The organism is Vibrio hyugaensis (genome assembly GCF_002906655.1).
Taxonomy (GTDB): domain Bacteria; phylum Pseudomonadota; class Gammaproteobacteria; order Enterobacterales; family Vibrionaceae; genus Vibrio; species Vibrio hyugaensis.
This window is the reverse complement of the sequence record NZ_CP025795.1, coordinates 1,898,986-1,922,476: the sequence shown is the minus strand read 5'-3', so window position 1 is coordinate 1,922,476 and position 23,491 is coordinate 1,898,986. Positions and strand designations below refer to the sequence as shown.

30 protein-coding genes are annotated in these 23,491 nt (G+C 45.8%); 11 read left to right on the top strand and 19 right to left on the bottom strand.

The annotated features are described in order from the left end of the window. The first annotated feature begins 131 nt into the window (after window positions 1-131). From C1S74_RS25585 to C1S74_RS25565, 4 genes are all read left to right on the top strand, one after another. The gene (locus C1S74_RS25585) at window positions 132-554 is read left to right on the top strand and encodes a hypothetical protein (protein WP_045398777.1); all 423 of its coding nucleotides are present in this window, start codon (window positions 132-134) and stop codon (window positions 552-554) included. A 462-nt stretch (window positions 555-1,016) separates the two neighbouring features. Beyond that, a complete protein-coding gene (locus C1S74_RS25575) occupies window positions 1,017-1,232 on the top strand; it encodes a DUF4177 domain-containing protein (protein ID WP_045398776.1) in 216 nt (71 codons plus the stop codon). A 2-nt stretch (window positions 1,233-1,234) separates the two neighbouring features. Then, complete coding sequence (gene yidD / locus C1S74_RS25570) at window positions 1,235-1,459, top strand: membrane protein insertion efficiency factor YidD (protein ID WP_082037673.1); 225 nt, start codon at window positions 1,235-1,237, stop codon at window positions 1,457-1,459. Further along, window positions 1,459-1,845 (top strand): TM2 domain-containing protein, encoded by a 387-nt coding sequence (locus C1S74_RS25565; protein ID WP_045398774.1) that lies wholly within the window; start codon window positions 1,459-1,461, stop codon window positions 1,843-1,845. The genes yidD and C1S74_RS25565 overlap by 1 nt, the downstream gene beginning before the upstream one ends. Window positions 1,846-1,890: 45 nt before the next feature. Here C1S74_RS25565 and C1S74_RS25560 read toward each other — a convergent pair whose 3' ends face one another. After that, a complete protein-coding gene (locus C1S74_RS25560; RefSeq protein WP_103415398.1) occupies window positions 1,891-2,619 on the bottom strand; it encodes a transporter substrate-binding domain-containing protein in 729 nt (242 codons plus the stop codon). A 220-nt stretch (window positions 2,620-2,839) separates the two neighbouring features. Here C1S74_RS25560 and C1S74_RS25555 point away from each other — a divergent pair, with 220 nt between their 5' ends. The 3 genes from C1S74_RS25555 (at window position 2,840) to C1S74_RS25545 (ending at window position 4,745) form a co-directional block, all read left to right on the top strand. Further along, window positions 2,840-3,055: a TIGR02450 family Trp-rich protein gene (locus C1S74_RS25555; protein WP_045398772.1), complete on the top strand. Its 216-nt coding sequence runs from the start codon at window positions 2,840-2,842 to the stop codon at window positions 3,053-3,055. A gap of 122 nt (window positions 3,056-3,177) precedes the next feature. Next, a complete protein-coding gene (locus C1S74_RS25550; RefSeq protein ID WP_045398771.1) occupies window positions 3,178-3,555 on the top strand; it encodes a PH domain-containing protein in 378 nt (125 codons plus the stop codon). A 419-nt stretch (window positions 3,556-3,974) separates the two neighbouring features. Further along, window positions 3,975-4,745 (top strand): PhzF family phenazine biosynthesis protein, encoded by a 771-nt coding sequence (locus C1S74_RS25545; protein ID WP_045398770.1) that lies wholly within the window; start codon window positions 3,975-3,977, stop codon window positions 4,743-4,745. Between the two features lie 10 nt (window positions 4,746-4,755). Here C1S74_RS25545 and C1S74_RS25540 read toward each other — a convergent pair whose 3' ends face one another. The 9 genes from C1S74_RS25540 to fliD all read right to left on the bottom strand — a co-directional run bounded on the left by C1S74_RS25540 (window position 4,756) and on the right by fliD (window position 11,372). Continuing rightward, on the bottom strand, window positions 4,756-5,043 hold the full coding sequence (locus C1S74_RS25540) for a hypothetical protein (RefSeq protein ID WP_038868338.1): 288 nt from the start codon (window positions 5,041-5,043) through the stop codon (window positions 4,756-4,758). Between the two features lie 100 nt (window positions 5,044-5,143). Continuing rightward, window positions 5,144-6,136: a flagellar motor protein MotB gene (locus tag C1S74_RS25535; RefSeq protein ID WP_045398769.1), complete on the bottom strand. Its 993-nt coding sequence runs from the start codon at window positions 6,134-6,136 to the stop codon at window positions 5,144-5,146. After that, window positions 6,136-6,993: a flagellar motor stator protein MotA gene (motA, locus tag C1S74_RS25530; RefSeq protein WP_038876444.1), complete on the bottom strand. Its 858-nt coding sequence runs from the start codon at window positions 6,991-6,993 to the stop codon at window positions 6,136-6,138. Before motA ends, C1S74_RS25535 begins: the two co-directional genes overlap by 1 nt. A 9-nt stretch (window positions 6,994-7,002) precedes the next feature. Beyond that, window positions 7,003-7,731, bottom strand: coding sequence for a FliA/WhiG family RNA polymerase sigma factor (locus C1S74_RS25525; RefSeq protein WP_038876441.1), 729 nt, complete (start codon window positions 7,729-7,731; stop codon window positions 7,003-7,005). 12 nt (window positions 7,732-7,743) lie between these two features. Beyond that, complete coding sequence (locus C1S74_RS25520) at window positions 7,744-8,253, bottom strand: flagellar basal body-associated FliL family protein (protein WP_038868346.1); 510 nt, start codon at window positions 8,251-8,253, stop codon at window positions 7,744-7,746. Window positions 8,254-8,275: 22 nt separating this feature from the next. After that, window positions 8,276-9,328 carry a flagellar hook-length control protein FliK gene (locus C1S74_RS25515; protein ID WP_045398768.1) on the bottom strand — a complete coding sequence of 351 codons (1,053 nt, stop codon included), beginning with the start codon at window positions 9,326-9,328 and terminating at the stop codon, window positions 8,276-8,278. Next, the gene (locus C1S74_RS25510; RefSeq protein ID WP_045398767.1) at window positions 9,325-9,645 is read right to left on the bottom strand and encodes a hypothetical protein; all 321 of its coding nucleotides are present in this window, start codon (window positions 9,643-9,645) and stop codon (window positions 9,325-9,327) included. Before C1S74_RS25510 ends, C1S74_RS25515 begins: the two co-directional genes overlap by 4 nt. Then, a complete protein-coding gene (gene fliS / locus C1S74_RS25505; RefSeq protein ID WP_038876432.1) occupies window positions 9,629-10,015 on the bottom strand; it encodes a flagellar export chaperone FliS in 387 nt (128 codons plus the stop codon). Before fliS ends, C1S74_RS25510 begins: the two co-directional genes overlap by 17 nt. A 19-nt stretch (window positions 10,016-10,034) precedes the next feature. After that, the gene (fliD, locus tag C1S74_RS25500) at window positions 10,035-11,372 is read right to left on the bottom strand and encodes a flagellar filament capping protein FliD (protein WP_045398766.1); all 1,338 of its coding nucleotides are present in this window, start codon (window positions 11,370-11,372) and stop codon (window positions 10,035-10,037) included. 415 nt (window positions 11,373-11,787) lie between these two features. Between fliD and C1S74_RS25495 the strand changes: the two genes are divergently transcribed. Next, a complete protein-coding gene (locus C1S74_RS25495) occupies window positions 11,788-12,078 on the top strand; it encodes a hypothetical protein (protein WP_038868358.1) in 291 nt (96 codons plus the stop codon). A gap of 109 nt (window positions 12,079-12,187) precedes the next feature. Here the strand turns inward: C1S74_RS25495 and lafA are convergent, their stop codons facing one another. The 9 genes from lafA to C1S74_RS25450 form a co-directional block, all read right to left on the bottom strand. Next, window positions 12,188-13,057, bottom strand: coding sequence for a lateral flagellin LafA (lafA, locus tag C1S74_RS25490; protein ID WP_038868362.1), 870 nt, complete (start codon window positions 13,055-13,057; stop codon window positions 12,188-12,190). 236 nt (window positions 13,058-13,293) lie between these two features. Next, window positions 13,294-14,064 (bottom strand): EAL domain-containing protein, encoded by a 771-nt coding sequence (locus C1S74_RS25485; RefSeq protein WP_045398765.1) that lies wholly within the window; start codon window positions 14,062-14,064, stop codon window positions 13,294-13,296. A 19-nt stretch (window positions 14,065-14,083) separates the two neighbouring features. Continuing rightward, entirely contained in the window at window positions 14,084-16,174 is a 2,091-nt protein-coding gene (gene flhA, locus C1S74_RS25480) for a flagellar biosynthesis protein FlhA (RefSeq protein ID WP_038868367.1), read from the bottom strand. A 31-nt stretch (window positions 16,175-16,205) separates the two neighbouring features. Further along, window positions 16,206-17,333: a flagellar biosynthesis protein FlhB gene (gene flhB, locus C1S74_RS25475; RefSeq protein ID WP_045398764.1), complete on the bottom strand. Its 1,128-nt coding sequence runs from the start codon at window positions 17,331-17,333 to the stop codon at window positions 16,206-16,208. Further along, window positions 17,330-18,106: a flagellar biosynthetic protein FliR gene (gene fliR, locus C1S74_RS25470; protein WP_038868371.1), complete on the bottom strand. Its 777-nt coding sequence runs from the start codon at window positions 18,104-18,106 to the stop codon at window positions 17,330-17,332. The genes flhB and fliR overlap by 4 nt, the downstream gene beginning before the upstream one ends. Continuing rightward, window positions 18,106-18,375 carry a flagellar biosynthesis protein FliQ gene (gene fliQ / locus C1S74_RS25465; RefSeq protein ID WP_038868373.1) on the bottom strand — a complete coding sequence of 90 codons (270 nt, stop codon included), beginning with the start codon at window positions 18,373-18,375 and terminating at the stop codon, window positions 18,106-18,108. The genes fliR and fliQ overlap by 1 nt, the downstream gene beginning before the upstream one ends. Before the next feature lie 11 nt (window positions 18,376-18,386). Further along, window positions 18,387-19,154 carry a flagellar type III secretion system pore protein FliP gene (fliP, locus tag C1S74_RS25460; RefSeq protein ID WP_045398763.1) on the bottom strand — a complete coding sequence of 256 codons (768 nt, stop codon included), beginning with the start codon at window positions 19,152-19,154 and terminating at the stop codon, window positions 18,387-18,389. An 18-nt stretch (window positions 19,155-19,172) separates the two neighbouring features. Then, on the bottom strand, window positions 19,173-19,541 hold the full coding sequence (gene fliN, locus C1S74_RS25455; RefSeq protein ID WP_038868377.1) for a flagellar motor switch protein FliN: 369 nt from the start codon (window positions 19,539-19,541) through the stop codon (window positions 19,173-19,175). Further along, window positions 19,538-20,356, bottom strand: coding sequence for a FliM/FliN family flagellar motor switch protein (locus C1S74_RS25450; RefSeq protein WP_045398762.1), 819 nt, complete (start codon window positions 20,354-20,356; stop codon window positions 19,538-19,540). Before C1S74_RS25450 ends, fliN begins: the two co-directional genes overlap by 4 nt. Window positions 20,357-20,742: 386 nt before the next feature. Between C1S74_RS25450 and C1S74_RS25445 the strand changes: the two genes are divergently transcribed. Genes C1S74_RS25445 through fliE form a run of 3 tightly spaced genes read left to right on the top strand, consistent with a single transcriptional unit; the run spans window position 20,743 to window position 23,491 of the window. Further along, on the top strand, window positions 20,743-21,780 hold the full coding sequence (locus C1S74_RS25445; RefSeq protein ID WP_045398761.1) for a MotY family protein: 1,038 nt from the start codon (window positions 20,743-20,745) through the stop codon (window positions 21,778-21,780). Continuing rightward, the gene (locus tag C1S74_RS25440; protein WP_045398945.1) at window positions 21,780-23,120 is read left to right on the top strand and encodes a sigma-54-dependent transcriptional regulator; all 1,341 of its coding nucleotides are present in this window, start codon (window positions 21,780-21,782) and stop codon (window positions 23,118-23,120) included. The genes C1S74_RS25445 and C1S74_RS25440 overlap by 1 nt, the downstream gene beginning before the upstream one ends. 14 nt (window positions 23,121-23,134) lie before the next feature. Then, entirely contained in the window at window positions 23,135-23,491 is a 357-nt protein-coding gene (gene fliE, locus C1S74_RS25435; protein ID WP_038868386.1) for a flagellar hook-basal body complex protein FliE, read from the top strand.

Genomic DNA, 23,491 nt, shown 5'->3' with positions numbered 1-23,491 from the left:
TTTTGATTTTTAAAGGTCTCGCGGCCTTTATTCATTTTTCTGTTTCCTCTTCTTACAACTCTTGAATTAAAATCTTAGGACTAATCACGTATTGTGCGTGTTAGCTATTCACTTGTTTTATAAGAATGAAAATGAAAAAGACGATCTCAACAATGGTATTGGCGATGGCTCTCGTAGGTTGTGATGATGCAACAAAAGCGATCGACCAAGCACAAGAAGCAGCAAATAAAGCGATTGATACGGTTCAAGAGCAGATGGAATCGGTAGAGGCTGCATTCAACCTCGATCAATTTGGCGATGCCGCGGAATCAGCAGAAGAGTTAGCCGCATCGGTTGAAGAAGCGATGAATGTCGATTTCAGTGATCCAGAAGCGCTTATCGAAGCAAAAGAACACATCGCTAACGCTTATGCTTGTTTGGTAGAAGCGTCGTCTGAATCGACGGTTGACAAGGTGATGGACAAAGTGATGTCGACCATCGGCAGCGAAGAAACCAAATCTCTGATTGAAGAAGGCATCGAGAAAGCACAAGCAGCCAAAGAGTGCGTGATGTAATTCACTGATAAATATAAGCCTGCGCATTTGCCGAAGGTTTTTTATGATTAGTTAGAGCCTGTTGATCTTTCGTGGTTAAATTTTGTTCGGATGGGGACGCCTAGTCAAAATCGTTTTAGGTGAGGCAAGGAGTGTGTCGCCTAGTCATTCTAAGCAAATACTCCTTAACAAAGCATAAAACGATTTTTGCGGGGGCGCCTAGCTCGAACCCTTTGGGCAGCGTTTGTTGGTCATTTCTACTGCGTTATCGACTTTTTATGTAGGCTAACTACACATCACAGCCTTGTATAAATACCCAACAATTCGCTGCAAAAATCAGCTCGAAAGGTCAACAGGCCCTAATAATGAACTCAAATTTTAAGGTTGGAGATCACATAGTTTTACTAATCACGCATGTTAGAGTTGATGCATATTCCGCTTTAAGTTAACTTACTGTTTTTATTAAAAATAGTTGGTTATGACATGACAAAGTTTACAGAATACAAAGTGGTTCACATTGTGGAAGGTGGTTGCGGTACTATCCTGCTTGGTGCGAGTGGTTTACCTGTACAAAAGATGGAAGCGGAACTTAACTCTTATGTTCAGGATGGTTGGCAAGTTGTCTTCCAAGTTGTTGAACAAAAACGCTTTATGCTATTTTGGAAACGTGAAGCGGTGATTATCACTCTTGGCCGATAAGTGTGCTGAAGGTTTTATCGCTTAAACTGATCCATCGCTACCAAGCGAGCGGTGGGTCAAAAAAATTGCTAAACATAGAGTGTAATTTTGAGCCTACGTGTTCAGAGTATACTAAGCAGTGCATTGTTAAATACGGTGCTATGAAGGGATGGCGGTTAGGTTTAGCAAGGATTCGAAGATGTAACCAACCTGATCTAATCGAGAAAATAGTTGATGAGGTGCCGTGATGCGCTTGTTAGAGCCGTTGGAAGAGCTAGAAAAAAAAGAAGAGTATCTTCGCCAACAAGTCAATACGTTACCAGATGAGCAGAGAAAGGCCTATTTCAAAGAGCTTAAACTAAGGCTCAAAGATCCTGATACTTACGCTGCTCTTAACTGGTTTTTTCTTGGTGGTGTACATCATTTTTATCTTGGTAAGTACCCGTTGTTTATTGCTGAACTCGTCCTTTTTGTACTAGGAGTCACAGGATTGTTTCTTGGTCATATGAGTGCGGGCCTCATTATCCTCCTCTTAGTTCTTTACGAGTTACCACACTTATTCTTCTCTCAGAAAATTGCTAGGCAACACAACTACGAAGTGTCGTGCGAGATTTACAATGAGGTTCGACGTTAGTGTTGTACATAAAAAGGGGATAATGCTACCCCCTTTATTATGCCATTATTTCAAAGAGTTATGATGCATAAGCTGCTCGTCGATGCCTTTGAGTTTCATTTCTTCCATGATGAAGTTCACTGTGTTCAACAAACGCTGCTCGCCTTTCGGGATCAGATAACCAAACTGGCCTTTAGTGAACGGATCTTCACAGCGAGCCGCTTCTAAACGCTCGTCCGTGACTTGGTAGAACAACCCTTCCGGAGTTTCTGTCACCATGACATCAACTTTGCCCGCCGCGACGGCTTTCGGTACGTCTAAGTTGTTTTCGTAGCGGGTGAAATGAGCTTGTTGCAGGTTTTTATCCGCAAAGGCTTCATTTGTACCGCCGATATTGACGCCGACTCTAACCGAAGGGTCGTTCACTTTTTCGAGCGTATTGAATTGCGCTGCTTTGCCTTTTGCAACCAAGAAACACTTACCAAATGTCATATAGCCTTGTGTTTGCTCTGCGTTCAGTTGGCGTTGCATTTTACGTGTGATGCCACCCATGGCGATGTCGTATTTGTCTTCATCAAGGTCATTGAGTAGATCTTTCCATGTGGTACGAACCAGCTTCAATTTGACGCCTAGTTGCTCCGCAATGTGGTTGGCGACATCAATGTCATAACCAGAATAGCTTTTGCCGTCATAGTAAGAAAACGGTTTGTAATCGCCCGTTGTTCCAACACGTAAGGTGCCTGATTTTTGTATGTCTTCCAGCTTATCGGCTTGGGCAATGCCGGAAAGTGCCAGTGCTACGGAAGCAAGTAAAAGTGTTGTTTTTTTTCATTGTCGTTGTTTGATGTGTTGTGTTTGTTTGAACACTCAAAGTAACAGGAAGTATCAGAAAAAGAGATCAAACCAATAAGAAAAAACACCATATTGAAGAAAAAAATAGCGACATTGAATGTGATTGCATTTGCTAGTTTATACGTATGAAAAGTAAACTTTTTCTTATGAATGGCAGAGTGTTATGAATCGAATTCACCCTAAGAAGTTATTGCGAAGCAAATGGACCGCGACGGAACCGGTAAACAAGGAAAAGCATTTCATCATCTCGGAAATGGAGTTTGACGAAGAGGGAAATGTGGTGAGATGCGTTATTGAAGCCGTGATGACGAAGCGAGAAAGAGAGCTCGATTGGCAAGAGTTAAAAGATACCCAGCATTGGCGCCAGGGATGGAAATAAGCAGGCGCGATAGCCAAAAACGAGATGGAGTTAGAAAAGTCATCAAAATCAATAGGCTCGCCTTAGAGACTTTGCTATTAATTGGCGGTTGATTTTATTCACTCATGTTCTGAGGAAACACCATGATCGATTTCGAAAACTCATCCATATTCAAACTCAAGCCGATTGAAACTTCAAAGGTGCGCGACGATTTCCACAAGTTCTTGATTGATGGAGAAAGTATTTTTGCTGGCTTCAAGACCGTGCGTGACCAAGTGGTGTTCACCAACAAGCGTGTTATTGCAGCCAATGTACAAGGGATTACAGGGTCAAAAGTTGATTACACTTCTCTGCCATACAGCAAAATTAACGCATTCTCGGTTGAAACGTCTGGCACACTTGATCTGGATTGTGAAATTGAATTGTTCCTAAGTGAAGTCGGGCGAGTGCGCTTTGAGATCAGGGGCTCTTTTGACCTCGTATCGTTTAACAAAATGATCAGCGAGCACGTACTCGCTTAGACAATGGTTTAAGCACTAACTCAGCCAAAGAAAAGGAGTCATAATGGCGACACAAAAACAAGGCAAGGAAGCATTAAGTAAACGCAGCAAGTCTCTGATATTTATCCTTGGTTTCTTTACTGGGGTTATTTTCTATCTAATGATCCGATGAATGTTAACGATAGATAACACGTTTTAAGGAAGCATTACATGCTTCCTTTTTTCATTCCTTTGATTTGTTATCTGAGCGAAATGTTGAAACCAGAAAGAGAGATAAATAGCCTCCTAAATTCAATTATTGATATGTGTACACTTGCTTAATGATTTGTTGCACGATATTTTCCCTATCAATGGATGAAAAATAGTGTTTTTCTCTAATTTGGAAAATGCGTTAATAATGAACATTATGTTTTTTGGCTGCTAGCGATATGAGGTGAGTTATCGATACCCAAGTTTACGATGTATTCTGTTCTGAACAAGCGCAAGGTAACCCTTGTGGCGTGGTGTTTTTGTCTCAGTGGTTAAGTGATTCAGAGATGTTGTCGATTGCACAAAGTGTCGCACAACCTGTCACCTCATTTCTTAGTCATATCGGTAACTGTTGGCACATTCGTTGGTTTTCCTTGACCAGCGAGATCAACTTATGTGGTCATGGCAGTATGGGGGCTGGTGCGGCCTTGATTGCTCGCCTAAAGCAGCGCTCTGTTAAGTTACACAGTGATTATGGCGACATTACTATCGTTAAGCATGGCTGCCAGTATCAAATGGCATTTCCATCATGGGAAGGTAAGCCAGTGCCGACGAGTTTGGATTTAAGCTTGTTAAACCTGGAGCTATCGGGAGTGCAGGCAGTCGATGTGTTTACTACTCGCGATCTTGTTGTGGTGTTGGAATCAGAACAGCAAGTGAAACGTTACCAACCAGATTTTACTTGCCTAAAACAAATCCGAGATTTCCATGCGGTGATGGTTACCGCTCAACGAGGCCCTAACGATTACGTATTGCGCTATTTTGCACCCAAAATTGGGATTGATGAGGATATTGCAACGGGCTCGGCACAATGCACGTTAGCGCCATATTGGTTTAAGAAGTTGGACGTCGACTCACTGAATGCTTCTCAGCTTTCAGAGAAGGGGGGCTTTTTCCAAATTGCGAAGCTAAGTGCAGATACGATCGTGATTTCTGCGTCGGTGCGAGTGCGAAAACTCTAGGCCGTGGGACTCACACCAAAAAGAAGAAATACAAAAAGCAGACGAACGCCAGTAGCGTTGCAGAGAGTACGGGATAAATGATGTAAGAGTCTTGCTTACTGGTGCGTTGGTAACAAAGCGAAACTAGCAAGATGTTATACACGACCAATAATAAGCTGATCATGGTGCCACTATTCAGATTAAGGCTTGGCAGTTGAGTTAGAAAGAATGCCAGCAACAGATAATCAAAAATGATCAACCAAAGAAAGGCTTTTTTGAGCGAATCTTTTTGGGTTTTATTGGGCGCGCGTACAGGCATATAGAACTCAACTAAACAGTGATAGCAACAATTATTAGCAATGCAAACAGCAATCGAGATGAAAGGTCACACCATGTATTTGTTGTGACCTTTTTTGATTTTAGAGGTCTTGAATTTTCGCTTTTGGCGTTTCTGAGTCCACCGAATAGCGAATCACTTCTTGCCTGATCACGGGTTGGTTAAATTCTGCTTTTTGCTTGGCTTTCTGTAGTTCACTGCCTTCTTGATTACCGAAGAAGGTCTCTAGCACTTGCGCGGCTGGCGTGGTCAGAATAAACAACTCGATACGACGGTTTTCACTCGAATCGGGCTCGTTAGGATTAAGTAACGCGCGATCCGACATGCCTGTCACTTGCATCACACGCTCATCCGGCATGCCACCCTCGACTAAGGTGTTTCTCGCGACATCCGCTCGTGAAGCCGAAAGCGCCCAGTTAGATTGCTTTCCAAAGCGTTTTTTAAACGGAGTAGAATCGGTGTGCCCACTGATGATGACTGGGTTACTGATGCGCTCAAACACTGGAGCTAAAGCAAGTAATAAGTCTTCAAAGAAAGGCGTCAACTCGGCGCCACCTCGGCTGAACATATGCTGTTTGTAATCATCTTGCAGCACAATACGCAACCCTTGCGGTGTAATGGTGACATTCACGTTACCTTGCGCGCTGATTTGACCTACGACTTCATCAATTACTTTAGCCAGTAGAGCAAGTTGCTCTTGGGTGTCGAAATTACCTGGGATAAGCGAGTCAATCTCTGGGCCATCGCCATCACCTTGGAAGAAGGAACTGACGACGTGGTTTGAGTTGTGTTTGCTTGGCACAGAAGAGTCCTGTGCCAAGTCGATAGGAGAGATACTTTGTGAGGTATCGAAAGGGTTACCGTAGCTCTTATCAAAAACGCTCGAACTATGAAGGTGCGCGACAATGGCTTTGCGCTCTTCCTTGTCGACCACTTGCATGACCCAAAGGACAAGAAACAGCGCCATCAACGCGATCATGAAGTCGGCAAACGCGACTTTCCACGCGCCACCATGAAACTCATCATGGTTATGTGCTTTCGCGCGTTTGAACACCACATGTTCTTGTTTTTGCATTATCCCTCCTGTTCAGCTAGCCACTTCTCCATTTGGTTGAAAGTTGGTTTGATGTCTAACTGAATGTGTTTACGGCCAGCGTCGATGGCGAGTAATGTTGGCTTCTTCGCGACATAAGCAACCAAGGTGGCGCGCACGCATTCAAAAGCCGTCATGTTTCGTCTGACTCGCTGAGCCATGGCATTACTGAGTGGATCTAAACAACAGTAACAACCAAAAATACCAATGAACGTACCAACGAGGGCAGCGGCAACGTGATAACCAATCAGCGCAATGGAACCATCAATGGCTTGCATGGTGATGATGATGCCACCGACTGCGGCAAGAATACCGAATCCGGGAAGTGCTTCTGCAGTGCGCTGCATTGAGCGTGAAGGCAGTAACATCTCGGTTTGAATGGCTTCGATTTCTTGTTCTAGCAGTCCCTCTAATTCATGAGGCGACATTTGTCCCATTGCCATTAAACGTAAATTGTCGGTAATGAACGAAATAAGGCGATGATCGTTGCTCACTTTTGGGTACGCGAGGAAGATCGAGCTTTGTTCCGGTGATTCAATGTGTGAATCTAGGAATTTAAAACCACGACTGCGTGCGGTTTCTAGCAGGTTATTCAGTAGTGCCATCAGCTCCATGTAGTACTCGTATTCCTGACGCGGGCCAGAAATCGTTGCACGTACTTGCTGACGCATTTCTTTTAACACTTGAGGCGGGTTACCGATGATCAGAGAGCCAGCTGCGGCTCCGATGATGATCAGAAACTCGGCCGGTTGCCAAATCGCACCAAGTTTACCTCCTGCCCACATGTATCCACCAAAGACACACAACAGGACGGTAATGGCTCCAAAAAACTTTTGCATCTTTGACTCCTAAGAGGACATTAATTGATTGAGTTGTTTAAGCGCTTGTTTGTGCAACTGACAGATGCGAGGTGGCGTCAGATCGAGCACGAGCGCGATTTCATGTAGGTTGAGTTCGTGTTGATAAAACAGAGTCAGTAGCAACTGGTCGCGCTTCGACATTTTGCTAAGTGCGCAATCTAAGCTACGACGAATATGTTCATGTTCCATCCCGTCGTATTGACCGCCGAAGTGGCTGTCTCCCCCTGTTTCCATTAATTGATCAAGGCTCTGCATTTCGCCCGCCAGCGCTGCATTTTGGCGGTTGTAGAAGTCTTGCTCATCAGTGCCGAGTGCTTTAATGATCTCGGCATCGGTAGGCATTCTGCCAAGTTCACGGGTTAGGTCACGTGTGACGTCGTTTAGTTCGTGTGCTTGTTGACGGGTCTTACGTGAGCGCCAATCTAAGCGGCGAAGCTCGTCTAAAATAGCGCCACGAACCCGACAAACGGCAAAAGCGGGGAAGTGTGTGTCATCCACATCCCCATAACGACGTCCTGCTTCGACGAGCGCAATTAGGCCAATTTGCTGCATGTCTTCAATGCTGCAATGCGAAGTAGCATGAACGCGCAGTTGGTTTACGACGCGTTTCACCATGATTTGATGGCGTTGCAGCAGTGCGTTTTCGTCAATCTGGCGAGACGGCGTATTCACTTCCTCCGTCGCGGTATAACTTTCCTGTAAGTTCATCTCCAACATAGTCGTGCTCCGTTATTGCACAACGTATTTGGTCAATAGAACATCATCGATATCACGCACGATGTCAGTTTTCGCAAACGCTAAGAGTAAGGTCTCTTTGACTTCGTTTTGCAGAATATCGATAGACCCCGCCTGCTGTAGCTCATCAAAGGTTTTATCGCTGAACAGCTTGAGCAATGAGTTTTGTACCATTGGCATGTAGTTATCGATGTTCTTAATGCGCTCTGGACGACGCGTTTCTACGGCCAGTTCCAGCATCACAAAGTGCGTCTGCTTTTTACCTTTGATAGTCAGCACCACTTTGTCCAATGGGTGAAAACTCGGTCCGTTGCTGGTAGGTTCTTCTGCTGTTAAGAACGCGAGTGGAGAATCCTCCAAAAAAGCGCTGACGCCTGATTCCGATGAGGCGGATTCTGAACTTTTATTTATGTACCAAATACCGCCAACCACCGTGGCGGCCGAAACGAGGGCACTGGTGATGATCATGGCGATAAACAGGGCGATCATTTGTTGTTTGGTCATAACCTTTTTCCTCGATGATTAATTAGGCTTGAGTGTTCAGCCAATGCTCTGAATAGTTTGTTGTTGTATTTGATTGAAAAGTGCCGGATTCACGAGCCGAAAAAATAGTGGTGTCTTCTTGTGGGCTCTCATGGTCATGACGGTCTTGACCTTGATCCGAACCGACATTGACATCCACATGAACAAAGTTCTGCTCTTGAAGCTCAGCACGTAAACGCTCGGACACTTGCATTAATGCTTCACGCGTAGCGGCTGTGTTGGCGTTAATTTGCACGCTCAAACGATCCCCTTCGACACGAACCAATAAATCCAACTTACCGAGATCTGGTGGGTCTAAGCGTATTTTGGCTTCTTGCAAGTTTTGCTGCGCTTGTAAGGTCACACGGTCGTGTAAAACCTGCATCATTTGCTCACCCCATTTACCGGAACTGGTATCAACACGTACGGCAGCCCACTCCGCACCTTGAGCTTGAGTGGCTGCTAATGGTGAGGTTGGGTTCGAATGCGGCGCTGTTGGTGTTTGCGCTTGTGGGTTGGTCGCTAACACTTGTCCTTGAGCTGGTTGATTAAGCAGAGTTTGCAAGTCCGAAGCCGATACCTTTAGTGCGCTCGTTGCGATGGCTTTAGGGGAGCTTTGGTTCTCCTGCACTGTGGTGTTAAGCATTGGGTTTACTTGGTTTCCGACATTTGTGCTTTGAGACGCCTTACCTGCCGATACTTGCGCAAGTTGATTTGTTTCGCCTTGCTTAACCGCGGTTTTGCTCATTCCTTGGATTAGGGCTTGCGCTTGAGTGGCGAGATCCATGGTGGCAGGAACCGCAATCAACAATGCTTCAGCTGAGGTCACTTCAGCGTTGAGTTCAGGTGTTTCAGCTTTTGGCTGGGTAACTTGCGTCGGTAAGGCTTGCGCATTTAAACGAAACCCCGCAACAACAAGAGGTGCGTTGGTTTGGTGCTGTTGGTTTACCGCGGTTGAACTGGGGTGCGAAAAGCCTTGCTCTGAACGCGCTTGTGAGATTTTCCCTGCTGACGACTGAGAAGGCGCACTTGCAGGCATTGAATTGGTTACCATCATTGCGTGAGCTCCATTGTCATCGCGAGCTGATAAGCCATCGCTCGTTCTTGTTGATCATTCACCTTGCTCATCTCTTGTTTTAATTCGCAGGTGGCTTTTTCTAGAGCGGTGAAAGCGCACGCATGCACCGCTTTTGCCCGCTGAATTTCAGGAGCGAGTTTTGGATCTTTAAGATACGGCTTATGACTGATCAGCAGTTCACGCAACTGTAGGTCGTAGCGTTTCAGTGCTGGCCAATCGGCCGTTTTTGTGGCGATTTGGATCAGTTTTGATAAGTGGCGAAATCGCTCTGGCGACACTTTATGCTTGCTGTCCAAAATTCACCCATCCTTCTCGAATGTTGCCCATTACTCGCTCGACATTGTCTAAACGGGTTGCGTCGTTTTGCACGCTGGTGTAATACAGCTCAACTTGGCAGAAGTCATACAGTTGGCGTAGGTTCTCTGCAATTTCGCCGCCATTTTCTTCATCTAGGGCACTGCTTAAACCAATTAAGATGTTCATGCATTTGTTGATGCCTGTGCCTTTTTCTGCCAGACGATTGGCCGCGAGATGGCCTCGAACACGTTCAACTTCATCAAGCAGACCATCAATTAACATCACCACCAGTTGGTGTGGGTTGGCGGATGCGGCTTGCGCATCCAGATCGACTTGTTGGTATGAGTCGTAGCCAGAATCCATGAGCATAATTATTTCTCCTAAAGGCTTAACCAAACATCGACATGGTTTGGTTCATTTGCGTCATTAAGGTGTTCATTTGGGTAAATTGGGAGAGGTAGCGGTTGTACGACATCTCGTATTTACGCTCTAGCGTAGTTTGCTTGTCCTCGATGCGGTCTAAGTTGGCTTGCAGGGCGTCTTTACGTGAATTAAAGGTGCCAGATGAGAATTTTAGGAAAGGTTCCGCCATATCATCGAGCGAATCCAACAAGGCTCCGTCGCCATTAAACATCGCCTCTAATCCAGCACTGTTGTTCTTCTGTGCTTCGGTAAACTTATCTTGGTCCACTTTCATTTTTCCGCTGCGGTCAAGGGTGATGCCGATTTCATTCAGTCGCATTCCACCATGTTCTCCGCGCACCAAATTAGTTAACTGGCTTTCAATTGAGCGTAGCGTTGGGTCACTGGCGAGCACGCCACGAGCTTTGTCTTCACCGCCGATTTGAGTGTATTCATCAAGCGTCGAAACCAGAGAGTTGTAGGCTTCAACAAACTTATTGAGTTGTTCTTTTGTGCCTTCGCTGTCAGCGCCAATCCCCAGCCCTACTGCCGCTTCACCTGAGGTTTGTGCTTTCGTGACCGTGATGTCGACGCCATCAATCACGCCTTCAAAGGTGTTACTTGCGTTAGTCAACTGAAGTCCAGTGCCTTCCGCGCCGAGCCAAATCACGGCATCTTGTGGTTTACTGATTTCAGTTGTGTTGGTAAAGGCATCTTCAAACCAAGCTTGCCCCGTGCCAGAGGCGTTTACATTGATGGTGTTCGTAACGCCTGTTTCAGTGCTCGACAACATGAAATGCGTTTGACCGTTTGAGCGCACTAATGTGGCGTTGACACCGGGATTGTCAGCATTGTTATTGATAGCACTGACCAAATCAGTCACGGTTGCTTTGCCATCCCCATCGGTATCAACAGTTGATAGATCCAACGTCATGGTTTCGCCATCAATGGTGAATTCCAATGTGCCTGTGGTCGGTATTTCTGTTGTGGCATCCAAATTTGCTGGCATGCCTGTAGAGAGCTGATGTGAGGTCGCGACTTGCTCAACGAAAATTTGGTAGTTGCCCGACATGGCGTTGGCATCGGCGTTAGCCGAGAAGTACCCATCTTGAGAGAGCGTCGCCGTGTTCTTGATTATGCTACTGGTACTGCTGTTCATCTCATTGACGGCTGTGCGGAAATCACGCAGCGCGCTTTCTACTTTTCCTAGTGCTGTCAGTTGAGCTTGGTATTTATCCGCTTGAAACTGGTAGCGTTGTTGAAATGGCTGAACATCTAACGTGGCGAACTGGGTTGCCATGGTGATTGGATCTAATGAACTCATGAGGTCGCTCCCTCTCTCATCTGTATTTGGCGTCTTGTGCCAGTAATAAATGAACAATCGCAAGATGCGTGCCTGTTATTTATTTTTATATATAACAGTATCTTGCAGTGGTTTTTGCTATTTGAGAGGAAGCGCTTTTTCCACCTTGATGGTTCCGCTTTCCCCTTGGTAATTCCCGGGGTTTCCCAAAGAGAAAAGGCGACCAGAATAAGCAAATGATTTAATTAAATAGGAGAGGAATGACTTGCTATGCTGCTGTACGCATAGTGAGCAGATTTCGGTGTTTACTGCTAAAGGATTCAGATTTTTCTGACCCTGTCGGAAGGTGAAGTTTTGTTATCTTATGCCCCTGCAATTTTTGTGGTTGCTTACGTCTGGCTATTTCCCCCAATTAAAAATTAAAAGAACGACAGTAATGAATGAATTTGTTTTACGACTGATGAAGTGTGCACGTGCTTACGAGGCATTTATTGGAACCAAACTGCGCAGTAAACAGAACATTAATGCCGAGGAGTTGGCAAGCATCCGTATTGAAGCGGTTTCTCGTTTCCCTGAGTTAAAAAGCTACCAACGTGACCGTGGTGTTGAATCGGCTGAATTGGAGCTGTTTAATAAGGTGCTACATAACACCATGCTCAAAGCGGGTTTTCGTGTCCCAACTGCGAACCAAACCCGTGATGCTAGCGGTATCTATATTCGTCGCTAAGTGTTTGGCATCATTAAGAACAAAAAAAACCTCCCAAATACTGGGAGGTTTGACTTTCGGACGGATTAAATCAACAGCCTTATTGGGGGCTACTGAGCTTAATCGTTGATTAACGAAGTAGCGACATTGCCATACCTGGCAATTGGTTCGTTTGAGAAAGAACCGTTGTGCCTGCTTGCATTAGCATTTGGTTCTTCGTCATGTTTGAAGATTCAACGGCAAAATCAGCGTCAGTGATACGGCCTTTCGCAGCTGACGTATTTTCAACCATGTTGCCTAGGTTTGTCATCGTGTGCTCAAGACGGTTGATGTTCGCACCTAATGCTGAACGTGCAGTACCGATTTGACCTAGAAGACCTGCATCACCGGTCGCGCCAGTCAGTGCTGTCATTGCAGTTTGAGCATTTGCTTCAGATGTTAGGTCGCCAACTGCTAGTGCACCAGATGTGCCGATTGAAGCGTTGATTGCTTGCACTTGCGTTGATACGTCAACTTCAAGTTGTTCGCCTGCTTGAGTACCAATTTGGAAGTTAACAGCTGCTGCACCAAATGTACCAGCATCTTGTAGAAGCTTGTTACCACCAAAACTCGTTGAGTCCATGATGTTCGCGAGCTCTTCACCTAGCTGCTGGTATTCCTCGTTTAGTGCCGTGCGGTCGTTTGCCGATACAGAACCGTTCGAAGCCTGTGTTGCTAGGTCGTTCATGCGGTATACGATGTTTGTCATTTCATCCATCGCGCCTTCCGCAGTTTGCATCATTGAAATGCCGTCTTGCGAGTTACGCATTGCAACGCTCATGCCGCGAGTTTGAGACTCAAGACGGGTAGCAATTTGTAGACCTGCTGCATCGTCTGCTGCTGAGTTGATACGGTAACCCGTGCTCAAACGTTCCATAGACGTGTTAAGTAGGTTACTTGTATTGTTCAGCGTGTTCTGAGTTACAAGCGATGCGAAGTTAGTATGCATAGATAAAGCCATCTTGGTCTCCTTAGTTTTTCACTATTCTTTCAGGCTTCGGGATTCTCCCTTGCTCACTAACTAGAGGCGGTCGATTCGTTTTAATGATTAATTGGAAATTTAAAAATTTTATCGAAAAGCGCTAATTTGATGGTTTTTAGTGACTTACATTCCAGAATATTGACTGTTTAAGGTTAATTAGACAGAAAAAAGGGCGAATTCTTGTCTCGGAATTCGCCCTTTTGCTTTTGGGTGGTTTATTCATCATCAAACGATTTAAACGACAATGAGGTGGGAATATCACTGAAATAGCCGAAGTAATAACTCGCACCAAGTAATCGATAGCGGTTGAGTTCACTTTGACTTGCGACTCTCCCGGCAACCCAAGAAATGTGGTTACCCCTTAAAAATCGCGCAATGGGTAGAAATGCATGTTGCTCTTGTTTGTTTTCCATCGTCACGGACAGTTTGATCATATCAGGGTCAAATTCGGTGATGCGCTCGAAGTGTGTTTGATGTGTCGAGACTTCAAACCATAAGGCAAAGGCGTTCTCTTTCAATTGTTCTACCAAAGGAGTCACTCTATCGTGCAGACATAAGGTCTCATCGGCTTGAAGGGAAGGGATAACATGTTGAAAGGCCGCATTATGGAACAGAATCATCTGATTCAAGAAGTGCGCACCAGACTGCCAGAGCAGGGCATCAATGCGGATGGGAACCACCACATTGCTGATTAAATCAGGGTGAAACGTTTCGAGTTGGAATTGAGTCTGTCTTAGAGCTAAGTACAAGCTGTACAGATCTAAGCAATATTGCATTTGCTCTGATAACTGAAACTGATAGACACTCTGCTCGCCGCGTAGGCCAAAGCGCAACGTAAGGTGTTGGTATTCCACCTCGCCAGTTTTAGTTTCACGGATGGCCTGACAGGCGTGTTGAATGTCGTTGTGCTTGAGTGCATCAAACACCAGTTGGTCGTCGTCCGTGACAATGTGTTGCAGCGCAAGGCCACATAAATAATCGTACATCGCTTTCGTTGATATGAGATTAACCAAGGTTTCCTACCACGTTGATCTGTTTATTTTCTGGGATTTCATTGTAGGACAATACCGCGAGTCCTTGAGTAAAGGTACGAGCATAACGAGCCAACAATGGGCGTAACTGAGGCATCACTAATAAGATTGGTGGTAAGCCCTGTTGCTTGAGTTGTTGACGAATTAAAGGCAAGTTTTGTTGGAACTGACCAAGAATGTTCGGTTCTATCGGGAAACTGTCTAGCATCACGGTGCCCGCAGCTTGTGCTTGTTGCAGAGAGGTCATCAACATTTGCTCTAACTCGTCTGAAAGCGCATAGACATTGAGCTCGTTCTTTTGTCCTGCGACCAAGTTCACCAAGGTACGTTTTAGTGCGCAGCGTACATCTGCCGCGAGTAAAATTGGGTCTTTAGTGTTCTCAGAAGACTCCAACATGGTGTTAGCAATGGTACGAATGTCCTTTAGAGGCACTTGATCAAGCAGAAGCTGACGGTAAACCTTAAGCTGCTGTGCTGGGGTCAGTGCAGCGGCTAAGGCCTCGGCTAATTTAGGTGCTTGTGCCGTGAGTCGTTGAGTCATAGCTTCAACATCGTCATGGGTAAACAATTCAGCCAAATTGGTTTTCATGATTTTGCTGATGTGCGTGGCGATGACAGTACCATCGTCAACGACTTGATAACCCATATTCAGTGCTTTGGCTTTATCTTGATGTTCAATCCAAACTGCAGGCAGTTGGTAGGCAGGGTCGCTGCCCAAAATACCGTCGACTTCACCGTAGGTTTCCCCCACGGCGATCGCCATTAAACGTTCTGGCTCAATCAAGCCTTGCTCAATTACTTCGCCATTTAGCGCGATGGTGTACTGGTTTGGTTTTAGGCTGAGGTTGTCGCGGATACGAACTTCTGGTAGCAGAAAACCCACTTGCTCAGACAGGTTTCGGCGTACACCGCGAATACGCTGTGCCAAAGGGGCGCCTTGTTCTTTGTTTACCAAGTGCACCAAACGGTAACCGAGCGCCAAAGATAGGGTATGGACGTGTGGAATATCATCCCAAGTCAGTGCGGCTTCTTCTTCCTGCATCGCTTGAGAAAGGGCTTCGACTTGTTCTATTTGTGGGTCTTGAACCGGTTGTTTGCTTTGTCGCCAGCCTGCAAACGCCAATACGGCAGCAAAGGTGAAGAAGGCGAGGTGAGGCATTCCCGGAACTAAACCAATCACGGTCATGATTACCGCAACGGTGAATAGAGTAGCAGGTGTTGCTAGAAGCTGCTTGTGCATGGTTTCCGACATGCCGTTATCGCTGTCGTTAATGCGAGTAACGATAATGGCGGCTGCGGTTGCCAGTAATAGCGATGGGATCTGTGCAACTAAGCCGTCACCGATGGTTAGCAGTGCGTAAGTCTTAAAGGCTTCTGATGCTGGTAAACCGTGTTCGAACACACCAATGCTGATACCACCAATGATGTTGATGAACAAGATCAGCAAACCTGCGACCGCATCACCACGAACAAATTTAGACGCACCATCCATAGAACCGTGGAAGTCGGCTTCGTTTGCCACTTCTTTACGACGTTGACGGGCGGTTTCTTGGTCAATCAAGCCAGCGTTTAAATCGGCATCGATGGCCATCTGTTTACCCGGAAGAGCATCCAAGGTAAAACGTGCCGATACTTCGGAAATACGCTCACCACCTTTGGTGATCACGACAAAGTTTATGATCATCAAAATGATGAACACCACCATACCGACTACGTAGTTTCCGCCGATCACCACTTCACCAAAGGCTTGGATGACTTTACCTGCGGCATCACTGCCGTTATGGCCTTCTAACAAGACGATACGGGTAGATGCGACGTTTAACGTAAGGCGAAGTAGCGTGGCGACCAAAAGAATGGTTGGAAAAATCGAAAAGTCGAGCGGTCGCTTCGCCGTGGTGCTGACCAGCAATACCAAGATCGCTAAGACAATATTGAAGGTAAACAGCGCATCCAACAATAGTGGCGGTAGCGGCAATATGACCATTGCCAACACCATCAACAAGACGATTGGAATACCAATGTAGCCTTTGGTGGAGGATTGAAGTTGTTTTAACCGGTTAAGCATACTTTCGTGTCCTTGGGTAAACGCGGGTTAATCAGTGCTGCAAATGCTTTGGAATTGAAAAATGAGGCAAAGGCGTCGGCGCTTGTCCGTCGCCTTTACGAAAGGCTTTCAATTGCAAAACATACGTAAGAATGTGTGCAACGGCGATAAATAGCTGGCTCGGAATAGCTTGCTCAATCGCGGTTGTGTGATAAATCGAACGAGTCAGTGGCGGCGAGTTGATGATCTCGACTTTGTTCTCGCGTGCGATGCGTTGGATGTGCATGGCCGTTTCATCGACGCCTTTTGCGACCACAAATGGGGCGTCTGAAAGTGAAGGTTCGTATTTCAATGCGACTGCGTAGTGGGTTGGGTTGGTGATGATCACATCTGCAGTGGGCACCATCTTGTCGATTTTACGTCGCGCGAACTGTTGTTGAATCTGACGAATACGCTGTTTGACCTCTGGGCGGCCTTCGTTATTTTTGAACTCTTCTTTGAGCTCCTGCTTCGTCATGCGCAGTTCTTTTAGGTGCTCCCAACGTTGGTAGGGAATATCAATCACACCAAACAGAAGTAAGGCAAACCCCATCAATAATAAGCCTTCAAACAGTATCGACATGACCATTGAAAAGCCTTGGCTAAGCGGCAAATTTTGCATACCAAGTAAAGGCTGGAGGTGATTATCTAAGTAGCCATAGAGAATGCCAAAGATGACCGCGACCTTGAATGTCGATTTCACCAGTTCTACAACTGAGCGGGTTGAGAAAATACGTTTGATGCCCGAAATAGGATTGAGTTTGGAGAGCTTTGGTAACACATTGGCTGGTCGGAACATCCAACCTCCCAAGATCATGCTGCTGCCAAATGTCACGATAATGATGACTGTGAAGAGGGGCAATAGCATTTCAATGATGACCGCCAAACTCTGCCCAAGTTGCTCTACCATTTGTTTTGGATTGTCTAAATCAGCACGGGTTAAGGCCATGTTGTAACGGAATATACCTGTCATGCTTTCCCAAATACTGCTGAGCTGAGAGTAAAAGTACAAGGCGACCGCTAAGAAAATCACGGCGGTGGTGAATTCTTTTGCACGAGGAATTTGTCCTTCCTGGCGAGCTTTTTTGACTTTCTGGGGGGAGGCTTTTTCGGTTTTGTCTTGTGATGACTGATCGTTCATGCGCCCCCCAACATAAAGTTATTCAAGTGGCGAATGGTGTCATGCACTAATGCGGTGTAACGGCTAGGGACACCAGAAACGGATATCAAGACGCTGAACAAACCTAGCAGCATAGTCATAGGGAAGCCCAGAGCGTAAACGTTTAATGAAGGCGCGGCGCGATTCATCACACCAAAGCTAATGTTTGCAAGCAGCATGGATACAATGGCAGGTAGAGCCAAAGCAAGTGAAGAAGCGAACATCCAGCCGAAAATACTGACCACGCCTTTCAGCGAGAGTGCGGTTAACCCAGAGCCAACGGGCCAGACGACAAAGCTTTGTATGACGATGTCGATAACCAACAAGTGCCCCTCCAGAGCAAGAAATAATAAGGTCGAGAAGATTAAGAACATACGACCAAGAATTGCCACGGAAAGGCCGTTGACCGGGTCATTCATCATTGCCATGCCTAAGCCCATTTGCAAAGAAACGATTTGACCAAGCATGGTAAAAACATTGAATAGCATGTGCAGAATAAGGCCAAACATCAGCCCCCATATCGCTTGTTCGAATGCAAGGAACAAGGAAGTCATAGAAAACAGTTCGACTGCTGGCATGGGTGGCATCAGTGGTGCGGTGATCACCACGATAGAGAAGGCGAGTAAGCTACGGACCCAAACTGGAATCAACGCATCGCCAAAGAATGGCATGGAAATAAAGACCGCACCGATGCGAAAAAACGGCCACCAAAGTTGACCGAGAATCACAGACAGTTCCGCAAACGTGATCGCCATTAGCCGATCATTCCCGGAATGTTATGGAACAAGAAATCAAACAGCTCCATGATTTTTCGTAGCATCCAATGCCCTGCAAAAATCACCATCAACAGGGTGACCAGTAGACGTGGCAAAAAACTTAAGGTTTGTTCGTTGATTTGGGTTGCGGCTTGAAATACCGCAATGCCAAGACCGACGATCAATCCCGGAACGACTAAGACTGCTACCATTAAAATGATCAGCCATACTGCGTCAGAAAACAGTGTAACGGTTAACTCAGGTGTCATATTGCCTCCTGCTAACCGAAACTGGCGGAAAGCGTGCCAACCGTCATTGCCCAGCCATCGACAAGAACAAATATCACCAACTTAAATGGCAATGAAATGATCAGAGGTGAAAGCATCATCATACCCATTGCCATCAATACACTGGCGACCACAAGGTCAATGATCAAAAACGGAATGAACAGCATGAAGCCAATTTGGAAGGCGGTTTTCAGTTCACTGATGACAAACGCAGGGAGTACAACGGCGAAAGAAATATCCTCGACGTTTTGGTCGATGGGTTCATTGGCAATGCGTAGCATCTGCTCTAACGAACTTTGATGCGTTTGCGCCAGCATGAAGTTTCTGACCGGTTTTTCTGCAACGGAGAACGCCTGTATCAAGGTAATTTCACCGTTGTCGTAAGGTTGGAAGGCATTATCGTAGATGTCAGTCCAAACCGGACGCATGATGAGCAGAGTGAGTGTCAATGCAATGCCAACCAGTACGCGGTTCGGTGGGCTTTGTTGCAGGCCCAAGGCTTGGCGTAAGATCGCCAAAACAACAATGATTCGCGTGAAGCTGGTGGCCATCAAAACAAAGGCTGGTAAGAAACTGAGTGCGGTCATGAGCAACAGAATCTGGAGCTTAACGCTGTATTCTTGTTGCGTGTCCCCATCGGACACCGACAAAATGGTCAAGCCGTTATCTGCCGCCATGGCTGGGAAGGCAAACAACAGCACGCCAACCAACCCCAATACTAGCAACGGCAAACCACGCTGCCAAACACTCAGACAATTCATTACGCAACCCACCGGAATTTAGCGTCCAACACCGCTCAACGCTGAGTCGTGTACATCAATAAGACGAAGACCATATTTGTCGTTAATGACCACGACTTCCGCTTGTCCCATCAGAGACCCGTTTACTTTTACATCTAAAGGCTCGCCATTGAGTTTATCCAATTCGATCACGGTTCCTTCGCCCGCTTTCATCAAATCCCCCAATGGGATTTCTTTGCTAGCGACTTCCAAGGTCACAGTGACGGGAATGCTTTTGAAAAAGCTTAAATCGCGCTCAGCGGCAGGCTCCGGTTTGAAGGCTTGCTCCGTTTCAAAGTCCTCTAACTGAAAGTCGTCAAAATTTAATTCATCGGCGTCGAATGCTTGGTTCTCTTGCGCTTCGCTCATCGCTGCGATTCCTTATCTGGGTTAAAAATCAATACAAGCTGACCGTCTTGTTCTGCAACACGACCAGTGAAAAGAGGTTGATTACCGATGCTGACTGGTACGGTATTGAGCAGCTCGATAGGCAGAATATCGTTAGGCTGTAAGCCCGCTACGTCACTGAGCGCCATGGTCTTTTTGCTCAGTACGACATTGAGGCGAACAGGCGTCGTTTCCAATGAACGACAAAACGGTTGATAGAGATCAGCATCGCTATGAAGCTCAAGCTGCTCAATTAAGGTTTGGATTAATGTGCTATCGAGTTTGAGATGAATGGAACCTTGGTAGTCTTCGAATGTGATCGCAAGCTCCGCATGCAAACCAATTCCGCGCGGCGTTTCGTACTCGCAGGTTTGCCACATCTCTTGGGGGGCAAGCCAGTTGGTAATGATACGGCTGATGCGTTCTTGAAGGCGAAGATCACTGGCCGTCAACGTGGTCGAGGCGCGGTCGTTGCTTGCGCCATAAAAGCGGTCGGCGAGCTTGACTAAGGTATGGGCATCACTGTGGATAAAGACCATGCCACCCTCTTGATGCAGATAGCTCGATGTTTGGTCTTTATCCAACAAGGTTGGTGAGAAGCGATGTAGCTCTACCGAAGTTAAGGTCGCCTCAATTTTGTTGGAGCTGAGCCAATTTTGTAACTCGTTGGTCAGGCTAGTACAAGATTCTGAAATTAAAATTTCGAGCTTTTCACGAATGATATGAATTGGCTTGCCTAGCAGTTCTACATCAAGCAATTTGATGTCAGAAATAGGCTCATTAACTCTACTTTCCATTTATATTTTACCGTGCCTTAACAAACGAAACTGTTTTAACTTAATTGCGCACAGCATACACAGACTTTTTTAGATTCTTTTAGTTTCAACTTTAAAGATTGTGACTTTAGTTCATATGTTGATTTGAATCGAAGCATAGGCACTTTTAATAAAAATTAAAAAACGGTAGTTTGAACTAATAAATCAGTTATTAATAATTATAACAAATAGTGAGCTAATTCGTTGTTATTTCAACCAAGTGCAGTCGTTGGTTGTAGAATAAGTTTTAGAGCTTGAGTTTTTTAACTCTTTGTTTTTATGGTGTTAAGTTCGTTTTTTAAAGCATTTCTCTAAGCTTTTTTGAACGTTTAATGACCATTTTTTATATTTCAGAATAGGGAATTAATATGATTACCTATGCCGAATCTTCTAATTCAATGGCATGTTTAATTAAATCATCTAAGTCAGAGGTATGTAAGATATACCAAGGTGGAAGGTGCTTAATTATATTTTTAAAAATAGTTTTTTTGTTTGCTCTCTCATCAACTAATTTCACATTGGCTGGTGAAAGTGTCACAATACCTATGGACATTTCCACTTGGTCATATAAGGGTGATAAATTTGAATGCAACTTAGTGCATTCAACTGTTCCACAGGGGAAGTTTTATTTCCGTGCAGAGCCAAATAACCGAGTTCTCTTTATTGCTGATGTTCAAGATAACAACAATAAATGGGAAAAGGCTGTGTTAGGAAGTCAGAGTGCTCCGTGGCATAAAGAGCTTTATAGGAAGGAAAAGGCATCGCATACGTTTGCGCAGCCTACTCACCGATTTGAGTTCTTAACTGGTGCAGATTCGCTCATTCTTGAAATGGCATCAGGCAATTGGGTTACGCTGTCACTAAGTGGAAGCAATCCTTCCGCCATAGATAGTGTCACGTTGCCAACCATTCAAATCCAACATGCACTAGCGTCTTTCAATCAATGTCGAGAACAGTTACCTAAGCTGTCGTTTTCTCAAGCTCGAGATCTGATTCTTCCTTTTCAGTTTGGCCAACAGGCACTGAACTCATCTCAAAAAAACACATTAGCCGCTTTGCATAGTTATGTTGTTGTTGATGAGCGCGTCACTAAAATCTTAGTTGACGGTTATACCGACAATGTTGGTGCTCAATTAATTAATCTGAAGATTTCACGCCAACGAGCTCAACAGGTCGCAGATGAGCTCGTTGCAAATGGCATTGCTCCTCACTTGATTGAAGTTCGTGCGCACGGAGCTCGCTACCCAATTGCAAGCAATAACACCCAAGCAGGGCAGGCTAAGAACCGCCGCGTGACGTTGCGCTTAGTTCGAGATAACGAGCGTGTGATTACCAAAAACGAGTTTGCTAACAACAACTCAGAAGTAAAACAACAACCCCAACAAGAGAAGGTAAAGGTTCAATGATGACGAAAACGGATATTTTGTTGGTTGAGCCAAATGAACGTCTTGCTCAGCCGGTACTGGATGTACTGGATGTACTGGGGAGCGCAGGGTATACCGCTAGGCACAGTCGTACTGGGCGAAGTGCATTGCTGGAAGAGCGAGCGAGCATCACCTTAGTGAGCTCAACCTTGCCGGATATGTGTGTACGCGAGTTTGTTGCTTGTCATCAGAAACAGCGTAATTCGGGTGTCGTGATTGCGATTGTAGATCAAGACCAAGGTATTTTGGCCGCAGAGACTATGAAGTCCGGTGCGACCGATTACTTGCTTCGTCCTTTTGAGACCAATCAGTTACTCAATTTGCTTAAGCGTGTTGAGGCTCTGGGTAAACCTTTGGCGAACATTGTTGCAGAGTCATGGCGCAGTAAACAAGTTTTACAACTGGCTCATCGTGCAGCTTGCACCAACGCCAGTGTATTGATCACTGGCGAGTCGGGAACGGGTAAAGAAGTGCTGGCTCGTTATGTCCATGAGCAATCTTCTCGTCTTGATGGGCCTTTTATTGCGGTGAACTGTGCTGCGATTCCGGAATCCATGCTGGAAGCCGTGCTGTTTGGCCACGTTAAAGGGGCGTTTACGGGGGCGACCAATTCCCAAAGCGGTAAGTTTGAAGAAGCCAACGGTGGCACTATTTTATTAGATGAGATTGGTGAGATGTCACCTGCGGTACAGGCGAAGTTGTTACGTGTATTACAAGAGCGTGAAGTGGAACGTGTTGGTAGCCACAAAGCCATTCAACTCGATATTCGAGTGATTGCTGCGACCAACAAAGACTTGCGTGAAGAAGTGCAGAAAGGCACGTTCCGCGAAGATCTCTACTACCGCTTAGATGTTTTGCCTCTGCACTGGCCACCGCTTCGTGAACGCAAAGAAGATATTTTACCGATCAGCCAATTCTTTATTGGGAAATATCAAGATGGCAGTCGCTGTCACCTTTCTCAAGATGCGATTGCTGCCCTAAGCCAATATCACTGGCCGGGCAATATTCGTGAACTCGAAAACGTCATTCAACGCGCTTTGGTCATGCGTCACGGTGATTACATCACTGCGCATGATCTGATGCTACCAATTGAATTGCTGACGCCAGTCCCTTGCACAGAGCCAACCTCAAGTTTTGGTCATGTTGAAGCGAAGAAGCAAGCTGAGTTCCAGTTCATCCTCGATAAATTACGTCAGTTTGGTGGAAACCGAACCAAAACCGCAAATGCCTTGGGTGTGTCTACCCGAGCGTTACGTTACAAGCTTGCAGCAATGCGCGAACACGGTATTGATTTACAGTCGGCGCTTGGCTCGGCTGCCTAAAAGGAGAAATGTAGATGGCAAGTCAACCTACCAATGCGGTCTCAGCAGAGCAATTAATGCTGTCGAAAATGGAGGCGATGCGAACGCATGTTCAGCCGCCAGAATTTGTAGTGAGTGCTAACCCTTTGGATCAGCAATCTTTGAATGCACCATTGTCTTTCTCGCAAGCAATGACCAGCGTTTTGGACACGGTTAACCAACACCAATCGGTCGCCAGTCAAAAAATGACAGCCGTTGAGACGGGTAAAAGTGATGATTTAGTAGGGGCAATGGTCGCCAGTCAGAAGGCGAGTCTCTCTTTCAATGCTTTGATGCAAGTGCGCAACAAAGTAGTGATGTCGTTTGAAGATATAATGAAGATGCCGGTGTAA

Coding starts and splice junctions, on each gene's coding strand:
- C1S74_RS25585 (WP_045398777.1), top strand. CDS start 132: ATGAAAAAGACGATCTCAACAATGGTATTGGCGATGGCTCTCGTAGGT.
- C1S74_RS25575 (WP_045398776.1), top strand. CDS start 1,017: ATGACAAAGTTTACAGAATACAAAGTGGTTCACATTGTGGAAGGTGGT.
- C1S74_RS25565 (WP_045398774.1), top strand. CDS start 1,459: ATGCGCTTGTTAGAGCCGTTGGAAGAGCTAGAAAAAAAAGAAGAGTAT.
- C1S74_RS25555 (WP_045398772.1), top strand. CDS start 2,840: ATGAATCGAATTCACCCTAAGAAGTTATTGCGAAGCAAATGGACCGCG.
- C1S74_RS25550 (WP_045398771.1), top strand. CDS start 3,178: ATGATCGATTTCGAAAACTCATCCATATTCAAACTCAAGCCGATTGAA.
- C1S74_RS25540 (WP_038868338.1), bottom strand. CDS start 5,043: ATGCCTGTACGCGCGCCCAATAAAACCCAAAAAGATTCGCTCAAAAAA.
- C1S74_RS25535 (WP_045398769.1), bottom strand. CDS start 6,136: ATGCAAAAACAAGAACATGTGGTGTTCAAACGCGCGAAAGCACATAAC.
- motA (WP_038876444.1), bottom strand. CDS start 6,993: ATGCAAAAGTTTTTTGGAGCCATTACCGTCCTGTTGTGTGTCTTTGGT.
- C1S74_RS25525 (WP_038876441.1), bottom strand. CDS start 7,731: ATGTTGGAGATGAACTTACAGGAAAGTTATACCGCGACGGAGGAAGTG.
- C1S74_RS25520 (WP_038868346.1), bottom strand. CDS start 8,253: ATGACCAAACAACAAATGATCGCCCTGTTTATCGCCATGATCATCACC.
- C1S74_RS25515 (WP_045398768.1), bottom strand. CDS start 9,328: ATGATGGTAACCAATTCAATGCCTGCAAGTGCGCCTTCTCAGTCGTCA.
- fliS (WP_038876432.1), bottom strand. CDS start 10,015: ATGCTCATGGATTCTGGCTACGACTCATACCAACAAGTCGATCTGGAT.
- fliD (WP_045398766.1), bottom strand. CDS start 11,372: ATGAGTTCATTAGATCCAATCACCATGGCAACCCAGTTCGCCACGTTA.
- C1S74_RS25495 (WP_038868358.1), top strand. CDS start 11,788: ATGAATGAATTTGTTTTACGACTGATGAAGTGTGCACGTGCTTACGAG.
- lafA (WP_038868362.1), bottom strand. CDS start 13,057: ATGGCTTTATCTATGCATACTAACTTCGCATCGCTTGTAACTCAGAAC.
- C1S74_RS25485 (WP_045398765.1), bottom strand. CDS start 14,064: ATGTACGATTATTTATGTGGCCTTGCGCTGCAACACATTGTCACGGAC.
- flhA (WP_038868367.1), bottom strand. CDS start 16,174: ATGCTTAACCGGTTAAAACAACTTCAATCCTCCACCAAAGGCTACATT.
- flhB (WP_045398764.1), bottom strand. CDS start 17,333: ATGAACGATCAGTCATCACAAGACAAAACCGAAAAAGCCTCCCCCCAG.
- fliR (WP_038868371.1), bottom strand. CDS start 18,106: ATGGCGATCACGTTTGCGGAACTGTCTGTGATTCTCGGTCAACTTTGG.
- fliQ (WP_038868373.1), bottom strand. CDS start 18,375: ATGACACCTGAGTTAACCGTTACACTGTTTTCTGACGCAGTATGGCTG.
- fliP (WP_045398763.1), bottom strand. CDS start 19,154: ATGAATTGTCTGAGTGTTTGGCAGCGTGGTTTGCCGTTGCTAGTATTG.
- fliN (WP_038868377.1), bottom strand. CDS start 19,541: ATGAGCGAAGCGCAAGAGAACCAAGCATTCGACGCCGATGAATTAAAT.
- C1S74_RS25450 (WP_045398762.1), bottom strand. CDS start 20,356: ATGGAAAGTAGAGTTAATGAGCCTATTTCTGACATCAAATTGCTTGAT.
- C1S74_RS25445 (WP_045398761.1), top strand. CDS start 20,743: ATGATTACCTATGCCGAATCTTCTAATTCAATGGCATGTTTAATTAAA.
- C1S74_RS25440 (WP_045398945.1), top strand. CDS start 21,780: ATGACGAAAACGGATATTTTGTTGGTTGAGCCAAATGAACGTCTTGCT.
- fliE (WP_038868386.1), top strand. CDS start 23,135: ATGGCAAGTCAACCTACCAATGCGGTCTCAGCAGAGCAATTAATGCTG.